Consider the following 25,459-nt stretch of genomic DNA (forward strand, 5'->3'; position numbering starts at 1 on the left):
CATCCATCCATCATGAAAATTTTTAGCGTTGCCATTAAACAAGAAGATGATACTTTTCATGCCCAAGTACCTGATTTGCCAGACATGCACGTAATTGGCGACAGCATCGCCGATACGATTGATAAAGTACGTTCTACCTTGATCGGGCATTTACAAAAACTGGCAGATGATGGTAGTGACCTGCCCCAACCTGAGAACATTACCAATCATCTAACCAACCCCAAATTTGCAGGGCAAACATGGGCAATGATTAGCTTAAACTCCATGCTCTTTAACAGCAAGCAAAAATCCTTTAACCTGCACCTGCCCCGTGCCTTACTCACCCAAATCCAAACACAAATCGGCTATGACGAACACGACATTGAAGCCTTTATTTTAAAAGCCATAGAGCATGAACTTACCAATGCTTAACAAGCAATCATCGTCTTAACACCGCACAAATGCCGATATTCCTAATCGGCATTTGTTTTTTCTTTTTGGGTATTTTCTTTTTTGGTGGTGGCTTTTATAATGACAGCACTTTATAACTCAGATTAAGGGGCGTATCATGGCGATAGATGTGGTCATCAACCAAAAGCATTTACAAATTCAGCTCAAACAGCTAGAAACCGTCTGGCATACCGTCGTCAATGGCTATAACCTATCCCAAGCCGCCGAACTGCTCCACACCAGTCAGTCCAGCCTATCCAAACAAATCGCCGCCCTAGAAAATCAACTCAAAGCGGACGTGTTTACCCGTCAAGGCAAACGCCTAACAGGGCTTACCCCCATCGGCAAATCGCTACTGCCCCACATCGAAGCGATTTTTGCCGAGATACGCACCATCGAAAATCTAAGCCTTGATTTTAATAACGCCCAAGAAGGCACGCTGACCGTTGCCACCACCTACACCCAAGCCCGCTATGTCTTACCCACCATTGTCAAGGAATTTTTGCAAAAATTCCCCAAGGTCAATCTGGTACTACAACAAGCCGACCCCGAGACCATCGCCCAAATGGTCATTCGTGGTCAAGCCGACATCGGCATTGCCACCGAGAGCCTGCTCAATAACGCCGTGTTACGCTGTCATCGCTATTATGACTGGTCGCACGTGGTCATCGTCCCCAAAGACCATGAGCTGGCAGGAGTAGCAGGCGTGATGGATGGCGTGGATTTGCCCGAGCTGGCAAGTTTTCCCATCATTACTTATCATGGTGGTTTTACAGGGCGAAGTGCCATTGATAGGACGTTTGAGCAGGCAGGATTACAACCCAAAATCGTACTTGCCGCCCTAGACTCGGACGTGATTAGCACCTATGTATCGGCAGGTCTAGGCATAGGCATCATCGCTGAGATGGCGTATGAACCTACCAACTATCCTGACCTTGTTGCCATCCCTGTGAGCCACTTTGGGCGGTTTACCAGTTGGATTGCGGTGCGTGATGACAGCGACATTCGCAAATTCGGCGGTGAGTTTATCAAACTGTGTCAAGCTCAATTTGACAGACGCTAGGGCGTACCCGCCTTTGATATCCACCATACAAAGCCTGTTTAAAAAACAGGGAAATCGTACGTTTTTCAAACAAAAAACTTGCTTGATAGAATGACCATCAGCCTACGTTTCTCCTTAAAAACGTGCGACTTTTCGTGATTTTCATTGAAAATACAAAAGGACAGGCATGCCCCACAATGTAAATTGTGTCACAAAAGACAGGTATCCCCAATCTCTGTGTAAAAACCATAAGCAAATAGATTTCTGGTAAGTCGGTTGGACAGATGTCATAATCCCCTTATCCATCATCAATATTAGCAGGTGTTAAACCAAAGTCAATCACTTGACCTTGTATACCCATCAGTAGATAAGTTTTAAAGCCAAATTAATACACATGTTGATTTGCACAAAAACCAAACTTACCACAAATTTAAAGTTCTTGAGTCATCCTGCACCATCATGACGACACACAGACAAGGGAACACTACCAATCAAGGAAGGTTTGTGTGCATTTTGACTGGGTGTGTTATCACATTCATCTTATCTTTTGCCCGAAGCGAAATTGAGAATGGGGCAGTATTTACAAACCTGCTTCTAACTCGCCTGCCTCCACACTTTGGCGGATTAGGGTGTTAATGGTCATCGGCCCCACACCCCCTGGTACGGGTGTGTAGAAACTGGCAATCTCTTCAATACCATCAAGCTCAATATCGCCCACACCGCCTGTCTTAGTCGGGTGAAAGCCTGCGTCCACGACCACCGCCCCTTGTTTTATCCAGTCTTTTTTGATAAGCTCTGGCACGCCCACCGCCCCCACCACAATATCCGCTTGGCGGACATGGTCGGCAAGATTGGCGGTCTTAGAGTGGCAAATGGTTACGGTGCAGTTGGCATTTAGAAGCATCATCGCCATCGGTTTGCCCAAAATCGCACTACGCCCCACCACCACAGCGTGCTTACCCGCCAGTGGTACGTTATAGTGATTTAGCAGGTGCATAATACCTTGTGGTGTGGCAGAGCCATAAGCACGCTCACCCATCGCCATACGCCCAAAACCCAGACAAGTCACACCATCCACGTCCTTAGACAAGGCAATCTCATCAAAGCAGGCACGCTCATCAATCTGAGCTGGTACAGGGTGTTGCAGTAAAATACCATGCACATCGGGGTTGGCGTTTAATTCACGGATTTTGGCGAGTAGCTCATCGGTGGTCGTCTCGCTGGGCATTTCCACACGGATAGACTCCATGCCCACACGCTTACAGGCATTGCCTTTCATACGCACATAAGTCGCTGACGCTGGGTCATCGCCGACTAGGATAGTCGCCAAAATGGGCGTACGTCCTGTTTTGTCTTTGAGAGTTTGCACTCGCTCACTAAGTTCTTTTTCAATTTGACCAGCAAGGGCTTTACCATCTAAAATCTGTGCCATAAATCCACCTTTTATATTAACGTAATCATCTAATGATATGACTTAGGATAATCCTACACCATATCTACTGCTTGTGCTGATTTTACCACATCAAAGCGTAATTTTGATGACTTTTTATCATCATTTGCCAATTTTTCATCATCAAGCGACACTTGCACCACCCCACCCTGTGCCAGCTCGCCAAAGAGTATCATCTCGGCAAGGGGTTTTTTAAGCTCATCAGTCACCAGTCGTGCCATCGGTCTTGCTCCCATGAGTTTATCATAACCCTTCTCGCCCAGATATGTACGCACGTCATCGCTGACTTCTAGCACCACGTTTTTGTCATCTAGGGTGCTTTGTAGCTCGATGATGAATTTATCCACCACCGAACCGATGGTCTCACTAGATAACGGAGCGAACTGCACCACCGCGTCCAGACGGTTGCGAAACTCTGGGGTGAAGGTGCGTTTCATTGCCTCAGAGTTGTCACTGCTGTGGTCTTGCTCGGTAAAACCCATCGATGTACGGCTAATACTCTCTGCCCCGACATTGGTCGTCATGATGAGAATGACTTGTTTAAAGGACACGCTTCTGCCGTTATTGTCGGTCAGCGTGCCGTGATCCATGACTTGTAGCAGTAGGTTAAAGACGTCATGATGGGCTTTTTCGATTTCATCGAGCAGTAGCACACAGTGGGGGTGCTGATGGACTTTTTCGGTCAAAAGTCCGCCTTGGTCATAGCCGACATAGCCAGGGGGAGCCCCGATGAGCCGTGATGCGGTATGGGCTTCCATGTATTCACTCATGTCAAAACGGATAAGCTCCACGCCCAAGGCAAAGGCAAGCTGACGGGCGATTTCGGTTTTGCCGACTCCTGTCGGGCCTGCGAACATGAACGCCCCGATGGGTTTTTCGGCAGATTTGAGCCCTGCCCGAGCCAGCTTGATACTGTCGGCTAATTTACCAATCGCTTCATCTTGCCCAAAGACGACGTGTTTTAAATCTCGCTCTAAGTTTTTCAACACTTCCACATCATCACGACTCACCGATTTGGGCGGTATGCGGGCGATTTTAGCGACGATTTCTTCGACTTGTGCCACGTCCACCGTGCCGATGATGGCTGTTTGTGTGTCATGATTAACATTGTCCAACTTCTCGCCATGTTGCAGTCGCATTCTCGCCCCTGCTTCATCGATGACATCGATGGCTTTGTCGGGCAAAAAGCGGTCATGGATGTGCTTGACAGACAGCTCCACCGCCGATTTGATGGCGTCATCGGTATAGCTGACCCGATGAAAGGCTTCGTATTGGGCTTTTAAGCCTTGCAAGATATCAATACTGTCTTCTATGCTTGGTTCTTTGATGTCGATTTTTTGAAAACGTCTGGATAGGGCATGGTCTTTTTCAAAGACTTGGCGGTATTCGGCAAAGGTCGTTGAGCCGATACAGCGTAACTCGCCATTGGCTAAGGCAGGCTTGATAAGGTTAGATACGTCCATGGTGCTGTTCATCGATGAACCTGCCCCGATGATGGTGTGAATCTCATCGATAAATAGCACGGCATTGGGCTGTTTTTTAATGGCTTTTAATAAGTCTTTGATACGGTTTTCAAAGTCGCCACGAAACTTCGTCCCTGCCACCAATGAACCGATGTCAAGGCTATAAATGATGGTATCGGCTAGGGCTTTGGGGGCTTTACCACTGGTGATGAGCCATGCCAACCCTTCGGCAATGGCGGTCTTACCCACCCCAGGGTCGCCCACCAGTAGGGGATTATTTTTACGGCGACGGCATAGGATTTGGGCAGTGCGTTCTATCTCTGCCATGCGTCCGATGAGCGGGTCGGTCAAACCGTGCTTGGCTCGCTCGTTAAGATTTTGGGCGAACTCTTTTAATGGGTCTTTTTTGGGGGCGGACTTTTGGGCTTTGGGGCTGTCATCTTCTTCGCTATCGCCCTGCTCATCATTAGGCTCATTCATGCCGTGCGACAGATACCGCATGACTGACAAGCCCGATATGCCCTGCGATTTGAGTAGTGCCACCGCCTGTGAGTCCCGCTCTTTAAATATCGCCACCAATACATCAATGCCTGACACCGCTCGCCCCTGTCCACTGGTCTGCACATGCCAAATCGCCCGTTGTAACACTCGCTGATAGGCTTTGGTCATCATGGGCGTGGCGTGCGTGCCTGTAATACGTGGGATATAAACTTGCAAATACCGCTTTAACTCATTTGCCAAAAAGTCCAAATCCACCCCGCACGCCGTCAAAATCTCTCGTGCTTCGGGGTCACTGATAAGCCCCAGCAGCAAATGCTCAACCGTGATGTATTCGTGCTGTTCTTTGCGGGCGAAATCTTCTACCGCTTGGCGAGTGTTTTCAAAGGTTTTATTAAACATAAAAGTCCTACTTGGTGAATGCTTTTATAACAATATGGGGATAATGCCACAAAAAACCATGATTGTTTTGCAAAAAAAATGATGGATTATGGGATTATTTATTCGCCTGTGTGACTTTTAAAAACTCGTCTACCACTTTATATTGCCCACTTGTCGTCTCCTCACGGTACATCGCCTCACGAAAGGCATTGGAATTGGCAAGTCCGCCTGTGTACCAAGCGATGTGTTTTCGGGCAATGCGACAGCCTGAGTATTCGCCATAAAATTGATACAGCTCGTCCAAGTGAGCCAGTACAATCTCACGCAGTTCACTCACGCTAGGCGATGGCAAAAGCTCGCCTGTGGCTAGATAATGGGCAATGTCCCGAAAAATCCATGGTCGCCCCTGCCCTGCTCGCCCTATCATGACCGCATCCGCCCCCGTGTACTCTTGTACCCATTTGGCTTTTTGGGGGCTGTCAATGTCGCCATTGACGATAATGGGGATTTTGGCGTCTGCCTTGACTTGCCTGATAAGCTCATAACGAGCATTGCCTGTATAAAAATCCTCTCGGGTGCGTCCGTGTATGGCAAGGGCGGATATGCCTGCGTTTTCGGCAATTTTGGCAACCGTTAGGATATTTTCTTGCCCATTGGCAAAGCCGAGCCGTGTTTTTAGGGTGATTGGCACGCCCAAATCGGCAACCGACTCTACCGCACTGTCAAGGAGTCTTTTTACCAAATCCAAGTCTTGCAAAAGAGCTGACCCCGACAATTTGCGACACACCTTTTTGGCAGGACAGCCCATGTTAATATCCACGATACACGCCCCATTTTCCACCTGAAATCGCACGGCTTGGGCAAGTTTATCAGGCTCTGCTCCTGCCACTTGGGCGGATATAGGGGCAATCTCACCCGAGAAGTTGGCACGGTACAGCGACTTTTGGCGAGCGTATAGGGCGGTATCGGCAATAATCATCTCACTGACGGCATGACCTGCCCCAAAGGACTTGGCAAGACGGCGAAAGGGATTGTCAGTTACTCCTGCCATTGGAGCAACGATAAGGCGATTGGTAATGGTTTGATTGCCGATGGCTAGGGGGGGTCAAGAGTATGTGTTTATTCATAAATTTTTGATTTTATTAGGTTAATTTATAGCATCCAAACCCACCACCACTTGCAAAAAATCCTTTGCCAGCACCAGTTTGCCGTCATAATAACTCTCCACCTCCTTACGAATATGCCCCATGTTGGGTTGTTTGGCGGTTTTATCATCAAAAGGGGCGTATCTGGCACTAAAATGGGTCAATATCAGCATGGGAATGTGGCAGGCGTGGGCAAATCGAGCAACCATTTTGGCACTAGAATGCTTGGGGTCAAATCCGCCTAGCTCGGCAGGTTTGCTGACTATTTTTTGCATGACATCATCGGTATAGGTCGCCTCGTGGACGAGAGCGTGGCAGTCTTTGACGGCTTGGGTCAGTAGGCTTGGCGTGTCGTTGTCGCCCGCGATGACGATTTTGGTGGTGCTTTGGGTGTGGATTTTATAATCATGCGGATTGATGGTATTATCATCAAGGCTTAGGGGCGTATCCGCTTTCAAAATCTCATGCCAATATTTATTGGCGATGTTATCGGTTTTTAATTTGCCCGTCAAAAGTTTGTCTTTGTCAAGCGTCTGGACAATCTCAAAGCCAAACGATGCAATGCGGTGCGATAGCGTGTGCAGGCGTATAAAAATGCGATGATTGTCGCCCAAATCAAGGGGCAATTCACGCTCCAAATTATCCTCAATGGCAATAAAATCAATGGGATAATTAAACTGTAGCTCGCTCACGATGGTCAGCGTATCAAGCAGTTTGGCAATCGCTTTTGGGGCGATGAGCGTCAAAGGCTTGGTACGTCTGTTCATGCCAAGGCTCGCCAAAAGTCCGCCCAACCCATAGCAGTGGTCGCCGTGCGTGTGCGTGATGAGTATGGCGGATAAGTCATTGGGCGACAGATGGCTTTTTATGAGCTGATGCTGAGTGCCTTCTCCGCAGTCGATGAGTAGCCAATCATGGCGTTTGGCGTGGGCATTGGCAACGCATTCTAGGGCAAGGGCGGAGACGTTGCGTTCACGAGTTGGCACACCGCTTGATGTGCCTAGAAAGGTGAGTTTGAACATGGAGTTAATTGATAAATATGGTGGCACATTGTACCATATTTATCAAAATGGGTTGGGATTTATCAAAATAAATCAGGGTGATTTTACCGTCCCAATGTGTCACCATCCATCGTCCCTAGCCATTATTAGACAACCACAAACTGCTGTCGTCATCATAAAATTCCTGCTTCCATACAGGAATGTCGGCTTTGATGGCGTTTAGTAGCCACTCACAGGCATCAAATGCAGGCGTGCGATGAGACGCACACACCCCAATCCACACCGCCATATCGCCAATGTCAAGCTCACCAATACGATGAATGGCGACAGCGTGCGTGATGTCAAATTTGGCTTTGGCTTCACGGATGAGCTTCGCCCCATGATTGATGGCAAGCTGTTCATAGCCATAATAAGTCAGACGGCTTACCGCTCGCTTGTTGTTGTGGTTACGCACCCACCCTTCAAACGTGACGAGCGCCCCTGCGGTGTCATTTAGTAGATACGATTTTAATAATCCATCATCAATGAGGCAATCCGACAAAGCAAAACCGTCCACTCGGGCAAGCTCATAGGCTTCATCCTGGGGCAGGCTTGTGATTAACGCATTATCATGAACCGTTTTCATATCAGCCCCCTGCCACAGGTGGAATAAAGGCAATCGTATCGCCTGATGAGACCTTATCGCCCCAACTACCAAACTCGTGATTGATGGCAACCGCCACTTTGTCTTGGGGCAAATCAAAGCCGTATTTGGCGGACAATTTGGCATAAATCATCGCCAAATCATCGCTGTCCGTCTCTACGCTCTCACTGTCTTTACCTGCCTGCTCGGCAAGGCTGGCAAAGTACAGCACGGTAAGGCTTATCGCATCAAGCGTTTGGTTGTTATTTGTCATAATCGGATTTTCCCCCTGTTTTTTGGATAAGATGAATATCAGTTATCATGATGTCATGGCTGATTGCCTTGGTCATGTCATAGATGGTAAGGCACGCCACCGACACGGCGGTCAGGGCTTCCATTTCAACGCCTGTCTTGTGGGTAACTTTGGCGGTCGCCCCCACCACGATGGCACACTCATCATCGGCATAACGAAAGCTCATCTTGATGGTGTCAAGGGGCAAGGCGTGACATAAGGGTATCAGCTCGTGCGTTTTTTTGCCTGCCATAATCCCTGCGATGTGGGCGGTCTGAATGATACTGCCCTTTTTGGTCATGCCGTCTGTGTCTTTGATGTGGCGGTACACGTCAGGGGTGAACACCACTTTGCCCTGTGCACTCGCGGTGCGTGCGGTGGCAATTTTGTCGCCCACGTCCACCATCGTGATGTTGCCGTCTTTGTCTAAATGGGTAAGATTCATGATTGCTCTTTTTGTGGGTTGTTTTTAAAATACGACAATGCCAATCTAAATTCATCAGGCGTATTAAAATTGGCAAGATTTCGCCAATCTGTTGGCGTGGATAGTGGCATGGATATTTGGCAAATGGTTTTATCCTTTAAAAATTTCATCACAGACCGCTCGCCCCTATCCAAATATAGTTTTAATTCATCATAAAGGGATAATGAATAACAGCCCAATAGCGGATAATCTTTATCGCTTGATGTGTCTTTTAGATACGCCCCATGATGATTTTTTAAATCAGCCTTTTTTAATAAATTAAAAATTTGACCAACATCAATCAAATTATCACAGCTAATCACCATTAAAAAGTTATCGGATAAATTATTGTCTGTTGATTTATCTTGATGATTAATAAAATGATTTTGGCAATAATAAAAAGCGGATAATATACAAGATAACGCCCCTGCATTTTTGATATAGTCATCAATGATAACAACAGATGAATTTACCAAATTGGTGTTTTTTAAAAAACCTTTATCCAAAAAGTTCTTATCATTATCGCCAAGTAATATCGGCAGATTTAATGTCTTAGCATTATTGATATGAAAATCAAGCAATGTCTGATAATTTGGCAAAGGTAATAATGCCTTGGGCGACCCCATACGGCGAGAATTACCCCCTGCCAAAATCAATAGACCAATCACGCTCATGGCTTTGCCTTTTGTCTTTATGGTTTAGCCGTGCGTGGGATTTTGACGCATAAGATGTGGCACAAAGTTGCATGGGCGTGTGCGGTTGTCAAGCTGTTCTAACAAAATGCCTTCCCAGCCTGTACGGCACGCCCCTGTCGAACCCGGCAAACAAAAAATCGCTGTGCTGTTCGCCATGCCTGCCACCGCCCGAGATTGCAAGGTGGACATACCGATGTCATCTTTGGAGAGCAGACGAAACATCTCGCCAAAGCCTGCTACTTCTTTGTCAAACAGCACTGACACCGCCTCTGGCATATTGTCCCGATGATAAAAGCCCGTACCGCCCGTGCTGATGACGGCATGAACATTAGGGTCGGCAATCCACGCACTCATCACGGCACGGATTTGGTAGATGTCGTCTGTTATGAGCTTGCGGTCAATGAGCGTATGCCCTGCCTTTTTGATACTGTCCGCCAGATATTGCCCTGACGTGTCTTCGTCCAGCGTGCGGGTGTCAGAGACAGTCAGTACGGCGATGTTGAGCGGAATAAATGGCTTGTCCGCTTTTGGCGGAGCGATGTGATTGGGGTTATTGCAAAGCTTGCACATAGGATTGCCCTTTTAAAGTAAAATAAATGAAATATCAATGAGCTTTACGTTTGTCGTGAATTTTCTTTTTCCAGCTGATTTCTAGGCAGTCAATACCAAGCCATTTATCCGCCATTTCTGTCTCAATGCCAGATTTTTGGTTAATCAATGACCATAACGCTGTCAAATTGGCAAAAGAATAAGGGCGGTCAATGAGATAAACAGGCATGTCCGCATGAAGCACCCCTGTTCGTACCACCTGATAATACCACCCTGCAATGCCCTCCCGTGCCACGAAATAGGACACGCCTGCGTTGCCAAGCTTATCATTAATCTTATAGCAGGGGCGACGTGGCTGTACCAGACGCACCTGTACGCTGTCATCGCCCTCGCCAAACTGATAAATGTCGCCAATGCAGACATTATCCTCGCACATCGGCTCGCCTGCTGTCATCACGGTTAGGTTCTCACCCAATGAGCCGATGGATGCGTTCAAATTAAACTCTTGATTGATGGCGTCATAGGTCGTGATGGGCATTTGGTGCAGGGCTTTTAGGTGTCCGCCGTGAAATTTATGCTCCGCCTGCTCATCCTCGGACAGACCCAATAGATTCACCGACATACTACCTTCAATAGATATTTTGTTAATGGCACTCACGCCACGCACGAACGGCTCTACCTTGCCTGCTCGTACATCGGTTAATGTGCCGATGAGTCTTGGCAACTCATCTTCTTGTGTGATTGTCTCTGCGGTCATGATTGAACACCTTTACATTAAAAGCCATATCATATCATAAAATATAACTAACCGCCCACCAGCGATAAATTATTCATCATACCGCTATGACTGTCCAAATAATGATGTTCAGGTTTGATTGGCATTAAGTTTTTTAATGCCGTCATCAGCCCTTTTTTGTCTTGTGTGGCAAGATAAGGACGAATGTCATAATTTTGAGAATCAAATAAGCACAAATGCACTTTGCCAAGACTACTCACTCTTAACCGATTACAACTATCACAAAAGTTTTTGGCATACGGCTCAATAATACCAATACTGCCTGCATAATCAGGGTGGATATATTCAATGGCGGGCCCATCGTCTTGGGCTTTGGTTTTTGGTTGCCAGCCGTGTGTGATAAGGTGGTCTTTGATAAAATGAGCGGTTTGATTTTGAGCAAAAAACAAATCAGCATTATCACTGGTTTGCATAAATTCAATAAAGCGATAAGTAACAGGACGCTCTTTGACAAAATCAAGGGCGGACAATAAATTATCATAAGCGGTATCGTGCATTAAAATACCGTTCATTTTTAATTTGATATCAGTCGTTTCTAATAATCTATCCACGTCATTTAATAACGTGGGCAATATATCAAAGCCTGTGATTTTTTTGAATATGTCTTTATCAAAACTATCAATGCTAAGATTTAATTGATTAAGCCCTGCATTTTGCCAAGATGATAGGTGTTTGGCAAGTTTGTAGCCGTTTGATGAGATGGCAACTTTGGCAATGCCATGCTGTTTGGCAAGAGCGATGATGTCCGCCAAATCACGGCGAACGGACGGCTCTCCGCCTGTCAGACGCACTTTTTTTGTGCCAAGGCTGACAAAGCCGTCAAAAAGCGTGTCAATCTCGGCAAGTGTCAGCTCATCATCGGGGCGTTTGCCTTGATAACCGTTTGGCAGGCAATAATCACAGCGAAAGTTACAAAAGTCGGTAACGGATAGGCGTAGGTAGGTCAGCTGTCTGTTAAATCCGTCCACAAGTGGGGTGGGGGCAAGTTGGGTGTGTGAGCCTTGCCCGCCCATGTCGGCAAAGGGGGCTTTGGCGTGGTAGATGGGGACGGACGTTTTCATGGCTTCGTAAGGCGTTGCCTCGGTTGTGGGTATGGGCTAAGTTTAGCAAAACCTTGCATCCGCCCCAATCGCCCAAAAGGTAAACGGCATACTACTTTGGGGGTAGGAATGAGATGATGGGATTTTTTAAAATGGATTTAAAAGATTTTTGATAACACACTCAATTAAGCAATGCTTAACTCACTATGACTGCCCAAACGATGCAAAATCAGCTCATCATCACCGTCAAATTCATAAATAAGCACCAAATCAGGCTTGATATGACAATCCATACACCCTACCCATTCGCCTTTTAGGGGGTGATTGTGGTATTTGGCAGGCATGGGCAAGGCATTGATTAGGCAATTCATCACTTCAATCCATTGGGGTGTTGCCAACTGTACCGCTTGTTTTTTGATGTCTCGTTTGAACTGATTTGTCAAGGATACCGACCTAGCCACGAGCAATATCCTGCATGGCAGTTACAGCATCATCGGCAGAAAATCTATCGAGCTTACCTGCCTTATAATCGCTACGCCCCTCACGGATAGCCTGTGCGGTGGTGTCATTAGGGACAACCGCCTGTGTCCGCTTTTCAAAAGATAATGGCAAACTGCCTGTATCCGCCACTTGTTTTAGGATAAGTCGCATAAATTGGCTTGGGGTCATGCCAAAACTTTGGATAACGCTAAATGAGTCGTCCTTTAACTTTTCATCAAGTCTTAGATTAAAATTGGTTGTCATTGTTGTGCCTATTGTGATTACAATGTAAAACAATTATAAATAACCTTAATGACAAAATCAACCCATTAAAAAAGGGTAAAATCAATAGACTTCTTGCGATACTAGGTTTTCCGTTCGCCCTGAGCCTGTCGAAGGGTAACGAAAACCGTTATGGGCAGGCATAGCTCACCACGAACGGTTTTCTTTAATTCAGGGTTTCGCAAGAAGTCTAATTTACTCTTTTAAAAAACAAACCCCAATCAATAAAACCCCCACCCAAATGGCTCTATTGTTATCTCATCGCCTGCTAAATAGCCTTCGCTGTCTTTGTCCGCCACGATAAGGCAGTTGGCAAGTGATAGCTGCTTGATACGGTGCGAGTCTTGCACGCCCACCGCTTGTACCACAAATCTGCCAAGCTCATCTTGATGGCATATGCCACGCATAAATTCTTTACGCCCTGCCCTTTTTTTGATGTCGTGGCTTAGGGTCGCTCTTAGGGTCAATCGCTTGGGTGGGTCATCATCACGCACCCCAGACAGTCGCCACAAGGCAGGAATGATAAACTGCAAACAGCCCACCACGCAGGACAAAGGATTACCCGGTAGCCCAAAATACAGCACCGTTTTGGGGCTGTCGGCATTGTCATAAAGCTCGCCAAAGACAAAGGGCTTGCCTGGTTTCATAGCAACTTTGTAATGGGTGATTTTGCCCAGTTTGTCAATGGCGTGGGTCAAAAAGTCATAATCGCCCACCGACACCCCTGCACTGGACACCACCACATCGCATTCATGCACCGCTTGCTCTATGGCGTGGCAGGTCTTAGCTAAGTCGTCAGGGATAATGCCGTAATCTTTGATGATGATGGGCAAGTCTTTTAAAAGTGCTTTTAGGGTGGGTGTGTTTGAGTTGTAGATATTGGCAAGGCTTGGCAAGCTCTCGCCCACGTTCACAAGCTCATCGCCTGTCGCCAAAATCCCCACCACAAGCGGACGATACACCACCACATCTGCCATGCCAAGATTGGCAAGCAGGCTGATGTCGGCAGGGTTTAGGCGTTTGCCCACATTTAGCACACACTCGCCTGTGGCGACTTCTTCGCCTTGGTGTCTTATGTTGTTGCCTGTGTATGAGTCTTTGGCAAGGGTGATGGTGTAAGTGGTTGATTTGTCAATGTTATTTTTGATATTTTCCCAATCGGTGTTCTCTTGCATGACCACATTGTCGCACCCGTCTGGCACGACCGCCCCTGTAAAGATTCGCACCGCTTGCCCAACGCCCACCACGCCTTGATAAGGCTTGCCTGCACACGCCTCGCCAATGACGACAAACTGACTACCGATTGCCAAATCCGACCCTGTCCCCAAGGCAAAACCATCCATGGCGGACAAGTTCTGGCGGGGAATGTCAAAACCTGCCGTAATGTCCTGTGCCAGCACATGACCGATGGCGGACAATAGGGGCAAAGCTAGCGTATCCTGATGAGCCTTGGCGTGCGTGCGTGCCGTGGCGTTGATGGCGTGTTGTAGGTCTTCTACACTAATCATAATCCCTCCTTATCCTCGATAAATATTCTCTTGACTGACACTAATATCAATGCCCACGATGTCGGCATTTTGTTTTAGAGTGTACAAATAATCAATCAGGGCATGATGAAACGCCTGCTGAGACAGTCTATTTCTAATCATGGGCAGAGCTTCATCAAAGCTCAACGCCTTGCCGTCCATACGCTCCATGACATCCACAATATGCACCCCATAACGGCTCTCAATGGGGCTTGGGGCAAGTCCTTTGGGCAGGGCAAAGACCGCTTTTTCAAATTCGGGTACGGTTGCTCCCTTTTGCAAAATGCCAAGCTCTCCCCCATCTGTCTTGGACGGACAGGCAGAGTGCTTCATGGCTTGGGTAATAAATTCGCCTGACGGATTGGGGCTGTTGTTGATGGTGTCAATCAGCTCATAGGCACGTTTTTTTAGCTCAATGCGTTCTTCGCCTTCTTCGGGCGGACAAGCAAAGAGAATATGGCGAACTTTCATGACAGGCGGTGCGGTAAACTCGCCTTGATTGGCGGTGTAATACTGCTCACAAATGCTGTCGGTTGGCGTATTAGGGCGGACGTTTTTGGCGATGAGTTTTGAGATGGCGTTCTCATCATCGACTTGCCATTCGTCTTTTAATTCATCGTCCGCCATGACCGCTTGGCGTAATAGTTCACGAATGACCAACGCTTGGGCGGACAAAAACAACGCCTCGTCTTGGCTGTCGGCAGGGTGATACTGCACTTCTTCGCCAATGGCTTGCTCGCTGATAAGTACGCCATTGACCGTGATGGTCGGCACGCTTTGGCGAGATGAAGCGATAAGATTGCTGTGATTGGCATTCTCTTCGCTGATGGCTCGCTGTATGAGTTCGGCGTCCGATGATAAGCGTTTTAGGTCGTCTGATGTGGGCATGACCCGAATGCCGTCATCAAAAAATTCAGGCTCGTGGCTATAACTATGGGCGTGAGTGTGATGGTGGTGGTTATGGTCGTGGCTGTGGTTATGAGAACCGCCACAACCGCACGAACCATCTGACGGTTTGGCGTGGGCTTGGTTTGGCTCGCTGATGTGTAATAGCTCGGTACTGGTTTGGGGGTTTGAAGTGGGGGCGGGGTTATTTGGGGCTTTGGGGTTATAGGCTTGGACGGTCATAAGACACCTTTGGGATATTGGTTTTGGTGTATTATTCATGATATTTGTCAAGGATAAAATACTCCTTTTGGTTAAGTATTTGGCAAGCATGGCGCGCCATAGAACCCCGCTTGTTGCTTTTAAATACTAGGACGTGCCTACCATTGATAACATTTTTATAAAACAAGATGAAAATTTGACAATGTCAATCAATTTTTGCATGAAAAATAGTCAAATCTTATGGCTCGAAAGCCAAAGCTTGTTTGATAAAAAACTTACAACCTGCGTTTTTCTGTTGAAAAACGTGCGATTCCCCTGCTTTTTTAAAAAAAGCATTTTCATTACAGATACCAAAGGCAGGCATGCCCTAGCTTTTACGCCATACAAAATGAAAAAGTATTACGGTTTTCGTTCGTGGTAAACCATGCCTGCCCATGACGGAAAACGACCCGCAGGCAAGCTTGTGGCGAAAGTTTTTTGTCGTAAAATTCAATTTTGTTGGCTGTATAATGCCGTACCGTCATCAGTTTTATGATAATTACGGTTAAAATAAGTCAATGCCTTGTCGCTGTCGCCTTGACGAATGGCAATAATCTCACAGATAAATACCCCATGCGTACCAACTTCTTTAATCTCGCTAATCTTACAATCAAAGCTAATCAACGCATCAGTTAGCATTGGCGAACCTGTGGTTAGTGTCTCCCAAGTGCCATGCGTGAAACGCTCATCAGAATTTAGCCGTGATGCGAACGTATTAGACAAATGCGATTGCTCGGCGGTCAAGGTATTGACCATAAGCACGCCATTTTTGACAAAATTGTCATAAAAACCGATATTTGTATTCATACACACAAGCAAAGTCGGGGGCGTGTCGGTAACGCTACATACTGCCGATGCCGTAAAGCCATGTCGCCCTGCCACGCCGTCTGTCGTTACCACATGAACGGCGGTGGTGAGTTTTGCCATTGCGTCTTTAAAATCTGTTACTGATACCATTGTTATTTTCTTAAATTATTTTATAAATATAAATGTTGGATTTTCATACAGAAAACCCAACATTCATTCGATTTGGCTGATTATTTACCTGACAACTCATTACGGATAATCTTCGCCCCTTCGCTAAGAGCGTGCAGTTTACCACGAGCCACTGTGCGAGATAGTGGAGCCATACCGCAGTTGGTGCAAGGATAGAGATTCTCTTTATCCACAAATTGTAGTGCCTTACGCAGAGTATCTGCCACCTGTTCTGGCGTTTCAATGACATTGGTTGCCACATCAATCGCCCCAAGCATCACTTTTTTGCCACGAAGTAGCTCAATCAACTCCATCGGTACTTTGGAGTTTTGAGATTCTAATGAAATGATGTCAATATTTGACTTTTGAAGCAGTGGGAAACTCTCCTCGTACTGTCGCCATTCAGACCCCAAAGTCTGTTTCCAGTCGGTGTTTGCTTTAATGCCATAGCCGTAGCAGATATGCACTGCTGTCTGGCATTTTAAACCCTCAACCGCTCGCTCTAATGCGGCAATACCCCAGTCGTTGAGTTCATCAAAAAATACATTAAACGCAGGCTCATCAAACTGAATAATATCCACGCCTGCCGCTTCTAACTCTTTTGCTTCTTCGTTTAGGATTTTGGCAAATTCCCACGCCAATTTTTCACGACTCTTATAATGAGCATCATACAAAGTATCAATCATCGTCATCGGGCCAGGCAACGCCCATTTGATGAGCTTGTCGGTATGCTGACGCAAAAATTTGGCATCGTCCACAAACACCGATTTTGGGCGAGACACGTCGCCTACCACGCTTGGCACAGAAGCATCATAGCGGTTACGAATGCGGACGGTTTCACGCTTGTTAAAATCCACGCCGTCCAAATGCTCAATAAACGTGGTTACAAAATGCTGACGAGTCTGCTCGCCGTCGCTGACAATGTCAATGCCCGCTCTGGTCTGCTCGGCAAGCGACACGAGTAGTGCGTCTTGCTTGGCTTGGCGTAGCTCATCGCCTTCAAATTTCCATGCTGACCACAGTTTTTCGGGTTCGGCAAGCCAAGACGGTTTTGGCAAACTGCCTGCGGTGGAAGTGGGAAGTAAAAGTTTGCTCATTGTATTTTCCTAAATTAAAAAATGATTTCTATTTAAAAAGATGTGGTATAGAAAACCGTTCGTGGTGAGCTTGTCGAACCATGAAAAGGTTTTCTTTCACCCTTCGACAAGCTCAGGGCGAACGGAAAACCATTTATTACCAAACTCCATTATACCAAAAAATTCAAATCAACCGATAATTAAATCGGTTGATTGAACCTTATTTATTATTTTTCAGCAAGCCAAGCGTCCAAAATGTCTTTGTACGGCTTGATAAACTGCTCTTCGGCAAGTTTGCCTTGTTTTACCGCCAAATCATTACGCTCCACACGGTCATAATCCACTTTTGGCACGGCATAATCTTCATAAGTTAGACTGCCTTTGTACACTTGCCCTGCAACCGAGTTGGCACTATAAATCTCTGGGCGATAGATACGCTGGAACGCTTCCATGGTCGCAATCGTGCTGATGAGCTCTAAGTTGGTGTAATCGTTCAACAAATCAGCATTTTCATCAAAATAAAACGCATACGGAGCAACCGATTTTGGTGGCATAAAGTAACGCACTTTTAAGCCCATTTTGGCAAAATATTCATCGGTCAATGAATAGTCGTTTTGCACATATTCCACGCCCAAAATCGGGTGCATATTGGTCGTTCTGTGGTAGGTGCGAGTGGTCGCAACGCTTAGGCACAGTACGGGCGGTTTTTTGGATTGGGCTTTGTACTCTTCGGACGCAACCATGAATTTGAACAATTTGCCATGCAAATCGCCATAGCCTTCTGGTACGGTAAATTCAGGCTTGTCTTTGTTGTACTCACGAAGTAGCACGCTAAAATCATAATCACGGACAAACGATGAAAAGCTGTTGCCGATGATACCGTCAATGGTTTTGCCTGTTTTATGGTCAAGTACGGACGTTTTTAGCCATTCTAATCCTGAGAAAAATTCGCCCTTGCCTGCCACGTCAATGTCAATAGACACAATATCAATCAGCACCGAATAGCGGTCGCTTGTTGGGTTGTCCCAGCTCGCCAAATCGTTAAAGCGGTTGTTAATCATTCTAATGGCGTTTTGTAGGTTTTGTTTGCGGTTTTCGCCACGAGCTAGGTTAGCAAAGTTGGTGGTCAAACGAGTGCTACTGGCTGGCTCATAGTTTTCATCAAAACGCTGGGTATGCACTCGGCATTGAAATTGTGCGGTCATTTTTTCACCTTGCGGGGGTTGTTTTTGGAATGGGTATATTAAACCACATTTTCTTGATGAAAAAAACTGATATATTTTTAAAAAAAGTTGAAAAAAATTCATGTTGGGGAATTGGAAGAACCAAAACACATTTATACACCAAATAAAAAAGCGGACACCAATCCGCTTTTTTGTAAAATAAAACCTACTCCTAACAATCCTTTGATTTCAGTATTACTGACCCAAATATTCATTCTTGGCAAGCAGTGCTAATCGTTGCAATGTATTTACCATATCAGCATTTTGTAAATCAGCAGGTTTTAAGCGAATGCGGTAACAACCCCAACGGTCATAAGGTAAATTATCAACATTACCCACCATGTCATCTGCCGTATCCGAACGAGATAATTTAATATGCAAAATCACCGAATCTTTTCTTGCCCTAAAATTGATAAAATTGTTGGCGATATTTCCCTGTTTGGTGGCAATGCCAATATAATGCTTGTTGTATTTTAATTCATAATCCGCCACGACATCGCCCAATTTGTCTTTAATATCATCTACCAATTTTAGCATTTGCGGTGTGGCACGATTTTCCCAATAATTTCTATCTTTTGGTTCTGATATGATATCATCATCGTTCAGCTCAAACGTATTTTCGCCCAAAACGGTGGTAAAAAATAAGGATACATTTTCCCCCACTTTTATCGCTTTGACTTGTATGGCGATGAGTGGAATTGCTCCATTAAACAAAGAAATCACATTAAAAAAACGACTGGTAATCTCTTCTGCGACAATCACTGCACAATGGTCATACTGCGGATTGCGTTTACGCTCAATATCCCAATACTCAATGGTGCGAATGATGTGTCTTTCATCAGTTGCCCCAAGCTGTATTTCCACTTCATAGCGTTTATTTGCGTCTCTGTCATATAAAATCGTATCTAAACGTCCGCCATTGATTTGTATTTTTTCGGTATATTTAAAATCCAAATCTCCAAGCCCTAAAATACTTGGGTCTTCTTCAATACGGCTTTGCAACCATTTTTCATTATAAATGGGGTGATTTTTTAGATTGATGATTTCAGCTTTAGCATAATTCATAAAATCTTTCTCTCATCTGTTGAAAAATATTATTATAAACAATTAAAAGGCGGACACCAATCCGCCTTTTTTATCATTCGCCATCTTGGCTTGTTTCTATCATCTCGCCATGTTCGCTGTCGCTATCATCATCGCTTGGCTCTTCATGCTCCACACAGGCAAGCCCCACCAGCGTTTCGCTCTCGCCAATGCGAATGAGCTTGACCCCTTGGGCGTTACGTCCTGCGATTGCGATTTGGGCGACCGGTGTGCGGACAAGCGTGCCTTTGTCGGAGATTAAAATCACGTCCTCATCGCCTATTACCGCCACCGCTTTGACAAGCTGGCCGTTACGCTCTGATGTCTTAATGGCAATCACGCCTTGACCGCCACGCCCTTTGGTCGGATAGTCGTCAATCGGAGTGCGTTTGCCGTAGCCGTTTTCGCACGCTGTCAAAATCTCGCCTGCCTGTGGGGCAACCACGAGCGACACCACACGGCTGACCGACACCACGCTGTCATTATCACTATCATCGGTATCGTCATCGGTCAGCTCATCATCGTCCAAGCCGAGACTGGCGAGCAGATTGACACGGATACCACGCACGCCCTTGGCAGTACGTCCCATGGCACGAATGGCGGATTCTTTAAAGCGAATGGCTTTGCCTTCGTTGGAGAACAGCATAATCTGTTGCTCACCGTCCGTAATCGCCACGCCAATCAAGGTATCGCCATCCACAAGGTCAATGGCTCTTAGCCCGTTGGCACGCAAATTGGCAAATTGCGACAACGCCACACGCTTGACCGTACCGCTTGCCGTGGCAAAAAACACAAATTTACCGTCATCGGCTAGGCTCTCCACAGGCAAAATGGCGGTTACGCTCTCGCTTGGGTCAATGTTGATAAGATTGACAAGCGGTCTACCCTTTGAGCCACGAGAGGCAATCGGCACTTCAAAGCCACGCAAGCCAAACACTCGCCCTGTATTGGTAAAGCACAAAATATGGGCGTGTGTACTGGTAACTAATAAATGCTCAATCACGTCATCTTCTTTCATGGCGGTTGCTGATTTGCCTTTTCCGCCACGTTTTTGGGCTTGGTAGTCGCTCACGGCTTGGGTTTTGGCATAGCCTGTATGCGACACGGTCATGACCACTGTCTGCTCTGGGATTAAGTCTTCACGACTAAAATCGGCTCGTGCGTCCACGATGTCGGTCTTACGCTCATCGCCAAAATCATCACGAATTTGGATAAGCTCCGCCTTAATCACGCCCATGAGCTTATCAAAATCCGCCAAAATCATCTGTAAGCGTGCAATCTCGCCCAAAATCTCTTGGTATTCTTTGGACAATTTGTCCTGCTCCAAGCCTGTCAAGCGGTGCAGTTGCATATCCAAAATGGCGTTCACTTGGTCGGGCGATAGGCGGTATTCTTTGTCATCATTGATAAGCCCAAACGGTGCGTTTAAGTCCTCGCCCTCGATAATGTCGGGGCGGATAGACGTTGCCCCTGCATTTTTTAGCATGGCAACCACATTGCCCGCCTGCCAGATACGCCCAAGCAAGTTTTCACGAGCCTCAGAGCGGTTGGCGGACTTTTTAATGGTCTCAATGATGTCATCAATATTGGCAAGGGCAATGGTCAAGCCCTCTAACAAATGTCCACGAGCTTTGGCTTTATTCAGTTCAAAAATGGTACGGCGTGTAACGACTTCTTGGCGATGACGGATAAAGCTGGCAATCAAATCATGCAAAGTCATAAGGCGTGGCTGTCCGTTGTCAAGAGCAACCATGTTAATGCTAAAACTGGACTCTAAGGGCGTTTGCAAAAATAGATTATTTACCACAACTTCGGCATTTTCGCCACGTCTTAGGTCAATGGCAATCCGCATACCCTCTTTGTCGGACTCATCACGCACACCTGTGATACCGTCTAATTTTTTGTCATTGACAAGTTGGGCGATTTGCTCAATGAGTTTGGCTTTATTAACTTGATAAGGAATCTCGGTAAAGACAATGCGTTCACGGTCTTTGCTTGCCCCTTCCATATTTTCAATGACATAACGCCCACGAATGTGCAGTCGCCCTTTGCCTGTGCGATAAGCGTCAAAAATGCCGCTTCGCCCATAGATGATACCACCTGTGGGGAAATCAGGTCCGCTGATGTGGCTTGCCAGCTCATCGCCATCAATCTGCGGATTGTCGGCATAGGCAAGACAAGCGTTCACCACTTCGGTTAGGTTATGCGGTGCCATGTTGGTCGCCATACCCACCGCAATCCCCGTTGCTCCATTGACAAGCAGGTTTGGCACACGGGCAGGTAGCACAGACGGCATTTTTTCGGAGCCGTCATAGTTGTCCTCCCAATCCACCGTGTCTTTGTCAAGGTCGGCAAGCATTTGGTGCGTGAGTTTTTGCATACGCACTTCGGTATAACGCATGGCAGCAGGCGGGTCGCCGTCCACCGAACCGAAGTTACCTTGTCCGTCCACCATCATATACCGCATAGAAAACGGCTGAGCAAGACGCACAATGGCATCATACACGGCAGTATCGCCGTGGGGGTGATATTTACCGATAACATCGCCCACGACACGGGCAGATTTTTTGTAGGGTTTGTTATAATCGTTGGACAGCTCGTGCATGGCGTACATCACACGGCGGTGAACAGGCTTTAAGCCGTCTCGCACATCAGGCAAGGCACGAGAGACGATGACGCTCATCGCATAGTCAAGGTAGGACTGCTTTAATTCATCAACAATCCCAACGGGGGTTACGCTATCGGTCATAATTTTTCCAAGTAACACACATAAAGACGACATTATAGCACAAAATGGCAAAAATGGCGAATTTTACACCATAAAATGTGAGCTTTTTATTTTAAAAAATTATTAAAAATCAATATGTTAAAACTTTATGGTTTGGCGGTTTTTGGAATTTTTAAAACTTAGGCGTACCTGCCTTTGGTATTTGCAATAAAAAATGAGAAAAATCGCCTGTTTTTCAAGGAAAATTGATAAAGGTGCTAAATTTTCATCTTTTTTATAAAAATGTTATCAATATTCAACATGCCCCAACAAGGCACTTGAATAAATCGCAAAAATTTGCTAATATATCGGCTTTATTGTGTTAGGCAACGTGTCTCCTTTATTTTATTGGGTAATTCGGTGGCTGCCTGAATTATCGCCTACACTAAGTTATCTTTTATCCATTTTTACTTTTTGTAAGGAAAATTATCATGGCAAACTCAGCCCAAGCTCGTAAACGTGCACGCCAAAACGTCAAACGCCGTGCCCAAAACGCTTCTCAACGTTCTATGGTTCGCACCTACATCAAACGTGTGGTATCTGCCATCGAATCTAAGTCTTATGACCTAGCAACCGAAGCCTATGCCAAAGCTGTTCCTGTGATTGACCGCATGGCTGACAAAGGCATCATTCACAAAAACAAAGCTGCTCGCCATAAGAGCCGTCTCAACAAAGCCATCAAAGCCCTAAAAGCTTAATCGGCACTCATGCCAGTTTTGGTAATAGACTTAAAAAGACCTTAATATTGATTAAGGTCTTTTTATTTTAAAGTGGCAGATTTTATGTTAAAATTTGTGCGTTTTTTCGCCTTTATTTTGCTTTTGATTTACCCTTTTTATAAAGGCTTTTGTAAGAATCTGTAAGGACACACCATGTCAGACACCCCGCCCCAAGCCAACCACCCCACCCCTAATCAATCTCCTACACCCACCCCACTTACCCATCAGCTAAATCGTGAAGCCAAATGGTCGATATACCTGACCTTGCTGTATATGGCAGGTTGGGTGATTTTTGCCTATTTTATGCCAACGGGGACGGGGGTTTTGGGCTTGCCGTTGTGGTTTGAGCTAAGCTGTGTGTTTTTGCCGTTGATTTTTATTTTAATCAGCATGGCGGTGTTAAAGGTGGTTTATAAAGAAATGGATTTGGATACTGATTTGACATCAGATAACGGGGAAAACGCATGACTTTAAATATCCAAATTTTAATTCCCCTTGTTCTGTATTTATTTTTTGTGTTTGGGGTAGCATGGTACGCTTATCAAAAACGCAAAGCAGGCGGATTTTTAAATGAATACTATGTCGGCTCTCGCTCCATGGGCGGATTTGTACTTGCCATGACGACTGTGGCGACCTATGTCTCGGCAAGCTCATTCATCGGAGGCCCGGGGGCGGCGTACAAATTTGGCTTGGGCTGGGTGCTGTTATCCATGATACAAGTGCCTGCAATCTGGCTCACGCTTGGCACGCTTGGCAAAAAATTTGCCATGCTCGCCCGCCAAACAGGTAGCATTACCATTAACGATTTGCTGTTTGCCCGTTATCAAAACAAAGTCGTGGTGTGGCTTGCATGTGTCTCACTCCTACTTGCGTTTTTTGGCATGATGGTGGTGCAGTTTATTGGGGCAGGTCGCCTGCTTGAAACGACATTAGGTTTGCCTTATGAATTATCCATTGGCGTGTTTGCCCTTGTGATTGGGCTTTATACCTTTATTGGGGGCTTTCGTGCGGTGGTCTTGACCGATACGGTGCAGGGGCTTGTCATGCTCATCGGCACCATGCTCCTACTTGGGGCAACGCTTGTCGCCACAGGGGGCATGGACAACGCCATGACAACCCTGCATACCATTGACCCACGTCTACTGACCCCCACAGGCGTTGATGATAAACTGTCGGCGACGTTTATGCTGTCGTTTTGGGTGTTGGTGTGCTTTGGTCTCATTGGCTTACCCCATACGGCGGTGCGGGCGATGGCGTATAAGGACAGTCGCTCGCTACATCGGGGGATACTTGTCGGGACGGTGGTGATGACGGTGCTGGTGCTGGGTATGCACTTGGCAGGGGTGTTGGCTCGGGCGGTCGTGCCTGAGCTTGATGTGCCTGATAAAGTCATTCCCACGCTCATGATGACGGTGCTACCGCCCTTTGTGGCAGGGATATTTTTGGCAGCTCCCATGGCGGCGATTATGTCATCTATTGACTCCATGCTCATTCAGTCGTCAAGCACGCTGATTAAGGATTTGTATTTATCTATCAAGCCTGACGCTATCCACAATGAAGCTAAAATCAAACGCTACTCCACTACGCTAACGCTTGGCTTTACCGTGATTTTGGCGGTTGTTGCCATGCTAAATCCGCCTGATATGCTCATTTGGCTAAACTTATTGTCCTTTGGTGGGTTAGAGGCGACTTTTTTATGGGTGCTGGTCTTTGGATTGTATTATAAAAAAGCCAATGCCACAGGGGCGATATGGTCTATGGTGGCAGGTCTGATGAGCTATGTCGTCATCGCCTATTTTAAAATCGCCTTATGGGATTTGCACGCTGTCGTACCTGCGTTGGTGATTGGGCTTGTTGCATTTTTGGTGGGGAATAAGGTGGGGGAGATAAAAAAGGTGTGATGTTAGGACGTACCCGCCTTTTGTATTTGCAATGAAAAATGTCTGTTTAAAAAAGTAGGGAATCGCACGTTTTTCAAGGAAAAAATGCAGGCTGTGAGTTTTCTATCAGACAAGTTTTTGGCTTTGAGCCACAATCCGACCCACTTAATTTTGAAAATTAAGTAAAACAGTTAATGGTCGGATAGCCATGTTTGATGTAAAAATTGATAAAGTATAAATTTGCATCTTATTGTATAAAAATGTTATCAATGGCAGGCACGCCCTAGACATACTGCAAAATAACCTGATATTTTGAGTTTAAAATTGAAAAATGCTGCAAAACCATTATTTCACAGTGACTCTGTTGTTATGAAAAACACAAAAACCAACACACCCCAACAAAAAAACGCCCAATATCCATTGAGCGATTTTTGTT

At 46.2% G+C, this 25,459-nt stretch carries 24 protein-coding genes and 1 pseudogene; 5 read left to right on the plus strand and 20 right to left on the minus strand.

Annotated features, from left to right (window positions below; genetic code table 11):
- The first annotated feature begins 12 nt into the window (after positions 1 to 12).
- Both DX073_RS01930 and DX073_RS01935 read left to right on the plus strand, forming a co-directional pair.
- The gene (locus DX073_RS01930) at positions 13 to 411 is read left to right on the plus strand and encodes a type II toxin-antitoxin system HicB family antitoxin (protein WP_115005018.1); all 399 of its coding nucleotides are present in this window, start codon (positions 13 to 15) and stop codon (positions 409 to 411) included.
- Between the two features lie 136 nt (positions 412 to 547).
- Positions 548 to 1,492 (plus strand): LysR substrate-binding domain-containing protein, encoded by a 945-nt coding sequence (locus DX073_RS01935; protein WP_115005020.1) that lies wholly within the window; start codon positions 548 to 550, stop codon positions 1,490 to 1,492.
- A 559-nt stretch (positions 1,493 to 2,051) separates the two neighbouring features.
- On the opposite strand, the gene folD is transcribed toward DX073_RS01935, so the two are convergent.
- The 20 genes and pseudogenes from folD to gyrA form a co-directional block, all read right to left on the minus strand.
- Positions 2,052 to 2,903, minus strand: coding sequence for a bifunctional methylenetetrahydrofolate dehydrogenase/methenyltetrahydrofolate cyclohydrolase FolD (gene folD, locus DX073_RS01940; RefSeq protein ID WP_115005022.1), 852 nt, complete (start codon positions 2,901 to 2,903; stop codon positions 2,052 to 2,054).
- A 53-nt stretch (positions 2,904 to 2,956) separates the two neighbouring features.
- The gene (gene clpA, locus DX073_RS01945; RefSeq protein ID WP_115005024.1) at positions 2,957 to 5,284 is read right to left on the minus strand and encodes an ATP-dependent Clp protease ATP-binding subunit ClpA; all 2,328 of its coding nucleotides are present in this window, start codon (positions 5,282 to 5,284) and stop codon (positions 2,957 to 2,959) included.
- Positions 5,285 to 5,378: 94 nt separating this feature from the next.
- Positions 5,379 to 6,365, minus strand: a pseudogene (gene dusB / locus DX073_RS01950) (tRNA dihydrouridine synthase DusB); the annotation flags it as partial.
- 45 nt (positions 6,366 to 6,410) lie between these two features.
- On the minus strand, positions 6,411 to 7,430 hold the full coding sequence (locus DX073_RS01955) for a ribonuclease Z (RefSeq protein WP_115005028.1): 1,020 nt from the start codon (positions 7,428 to 7,430) through the stop codon (positions 6,411 to 6,413).
- Positions 7,431 to 7,545: 115 nt separating this feature from the next.
- Positions 7,546 to 8,034, minus strand: coding sequence for a molybdenum cofactor biosynthesis protein MoaE (locus DX073_RS01960; protein WP_115005030.1), 489 nt, complete (start codon positions 8,032 to 8,034; stop codon positions 7,546 to 7,548).
- A gap of 1 nt (position 8,035) precedes the next feature.
- Positions 8,036 to 8,305, minus strand: coding sequence for a MoaD/ThiS family protein (locus DX073_RS01965; protein WP_115005032.1), 270 nt, complete (start codon positions 8,303 to 8,305; stop codon positions 8,036 to 8,038).
- The gene (gene moaC, locus DX073_RS01970) at positions 8,295 to 8,768 is read right to left on the minus strand and encodes a cyclic pyranopterin monophosphate synthase MoaC (protein WP_115005034.1); all 474 of its coding nucleotides are present in this window, start codon (positions 8,766 to 8,768) and stop codon (positions 8,295 to 8,297) included. Before moaC ends, DX073_RS01965 begins: the two co-directional genes overlap by 11 nt.
- Complete coding sequence (mobA, locus tag DX073_RS01975; RefSeq protein ID WP_115005036.1) at positions 8,765 to 9,460, minus strand: molybdenum cofactor guanylyltransferase; 696 nt, start codon at positions 9,458 to 9,460, stop codon at positions 8,765 to 8,767. Before mobA ends, moaC begins: the two co-directional genes overlap by 4 nt.
- A 24-nt stretch (positions 9,461 to 9,484) precedes the next feature.
- Positions 9,485 to 10,051 carry a molybdenum cofactor biosynthesis protein B gene (moaB, locus tag DX073_RS01980; RefSeq protein ID WP_115005038.1) on the minus strand — a complete coding sequence of 189 codons (567 nt, stop codon included), beginning with the start codon at positions 10,049 to 10,051 and terminating at the stop codon, positions 9,485 to 9,487.
- 34 nt (positions 10,052 to 10,085) lie between these two features.
- The gene (locus tag DX073_RS01985; protein ID WP_115005040.1) at positions 10,086 to 10,787 is read right to left on the minus strand and encodes an MOSC domain-containing protein; all 702 of its coding nucleotides are present in this window, start codon (positions 10,785 to 10,787) and stop codon (positions 10,086 to 10,088) included.
- A gap of 47 nt (positions 10,788 to 10,834) precedes the next feature.
- Entirely contained in the window at positions 10,835 to 11,839 is a 1,005-nt protein-coding gene (gene moaA, locus DX073_RS01990) for a GTP 3',8-cyclase MoaA (RefSeq protein WP_258556878.1), read from the minus strand.
- A gap of 212 nt (positions 11,840 to 12,051) precedes the next feature.
- Positions 12,052 to 12,309 carry a type II toxin-antitoxin system YafQ family toxin gene (locus DX073_RS01995; protein WP_258556851.1) on the minus strand — a complete coding sequence of 86 codons (258 nt, stop codon included), beginning with the start codon at positions 12,307 to 12,309 and terminating at the stop codon, positions 12,052 to 12,054.
- A gap of 10 nt (positions 12,310 to 12,319) precedes the next feature.
- Positions 12,320 to 12,610: a type II toxin-antitoxin system RelB/DinJ family antitoxin gene (locus tag DX073_RS02000; RefSeq protein ID WP_062499367.1), complete on the minus strand. Its 291-nt coding sequence runs from the start codon at positions 12,608 to 12,610 to the stop codon at positions 12,320 to 12,322.
- A gap of 239 nt (positions 12,611 to 12,849) precedes the next feature.
- The gene (locus DX073_RS02005; protein ID WP_115005046.1) at positions 12,850 to 14,136 is read right to left on the minus strand and encodes a molybdopterin molybdotransferase MoeA; all 1,287 of its coding nucleotides are present in this window, start codon (positions 14,134 to 14,136) and stop codon (positions 12,850 to 12,852) included.
- 9 nt (positions 14,137 to 14,145) lie between these two features.
- Complete coding sequence (locus tag DX073_RS02010; RefSeq protein WP_258556852.1) at positions 14,146 to 15,282, minus strand: peptidylprolyl isomerase; 1,137 nt, start codon at positions 15,280 to 15,282, stop codon at positions 14,146 to 14,148.
- Between the two features lie 468 nt (positions 15,283 to 15,750).
- Positions 15,751 to 16,257 (minus strand): flavin reductase, encoded by a 507-nt coding sequence (locus DX073_RS02015; protein ID WP_115005048.1) that lies wholly within the window; start codon positions 16,255 to 16,257, stop codon positions 15,751 to 15,753.
- Positions 16,258 to 16,337: 80 nt separating this feature from the next.
- Entirely contained in the window at positions 16,338 to 17,372 is a 1,035-nt protein-coding gene (locus tag DX073_RS02020) for a methionine synthase (protein WP_115005050.1), read from the minus strand.
- A 206-nt stretch (positions 17,373 to 17,578) separates the two neighbouring features.
- On the minus strand, positions 17,579 to 18,556 hold the full coding sequence (locus tag DX073_RS02025; protein WP_115005052.1) for a DUF1852 domain-containing protein: 978 nt from the start codon (positions 18,554 to 18,556) through the stop codon (positions 17,579 to 17,581).
- A 213-nt stretch (positions 18,557 to 18,769) separates the two neighbouring features.
- On the minus strand, positions 18,770 to 19,639 hold the full coding sequence (locus DX073_RS02030) for a hypothetical protein (RefSeq protein ID WP_115005054.1): 870 nt from the start codon (positions 19,637 to 19,639) through the stop codon (positions 18,770 to 18,772).
- Between the two features lie 73 nt (positions 19,640 to 19,712).
- Positions 19,713 to 22,406 carry a DNA gyrase subunit A gene (gene gyrA / locus DX073_RS02035; protein ID WP_115005056.1) on the minus strand — a complete coding sequence of 898 codons (2,694 nt, stop codon included), beginning with the start codon at positions 22,404 to 22,406 and terminating at the stop codon, positions 19,713 to 19,715.
- 449 nt (positions 22,407 to 22,855) lie between these two features.
- Here gyrA and rpsT point away from each other — a divergent pair, with 449 nt between their 5' ends.
- The 3 genes from rpsT (at position 22,856) to panF (ending at position 25,044) form a co-directional block, all read left to right on the plus strand.
- The gene (gene rpsT, locus DX073_RS02040) at positions 22,856 to 23,122 is read left to right on the plus strand and encodes a 30S ribosomal protein S20 (protein WP_062500380.1); all 267 of its coding nucleotides are present in this window, start codon (positions 22,856 to 22,858) and stop codon (positions 23,120 to 23,122) included.
- Between the two features lie 174 nt (positions 23,123 to 23,296).
- Positions 23,297 to 23,611, plus strand: a complete 315-nt coding sequence (locus tag DX073_RS02045; protein WP_115005058.1) for a YhdT family protein — start codon at positions 23,297 to 23,299, stop codon at positions 23,609 to 23,611.
- A complete protein-coding gene (gene panF / locus DX073_RS02050) occupies positions 23,608 to 25,044 on the plus strand; it encodes a sodium/pantothenate symporter (protein ID WP_115005060.1) in 1,437 nt (478 codons plus the stop codon). Before DX073_RS02045 ends, panF begins: the two co-directional genes overlap by 4 nt.
- Positions 25,045 to 25,459: the final 415 nt, after the last annotated feature.

This window comes from Moraxella lacunata (assembly GCF_900453205.1).
Lineage (GTDB): Bacteria > Pseudomonadota > Gammaproteobacteria > Pseudomonadales > Moraxellaceae > Moraxella > Moraxella lacunata_B.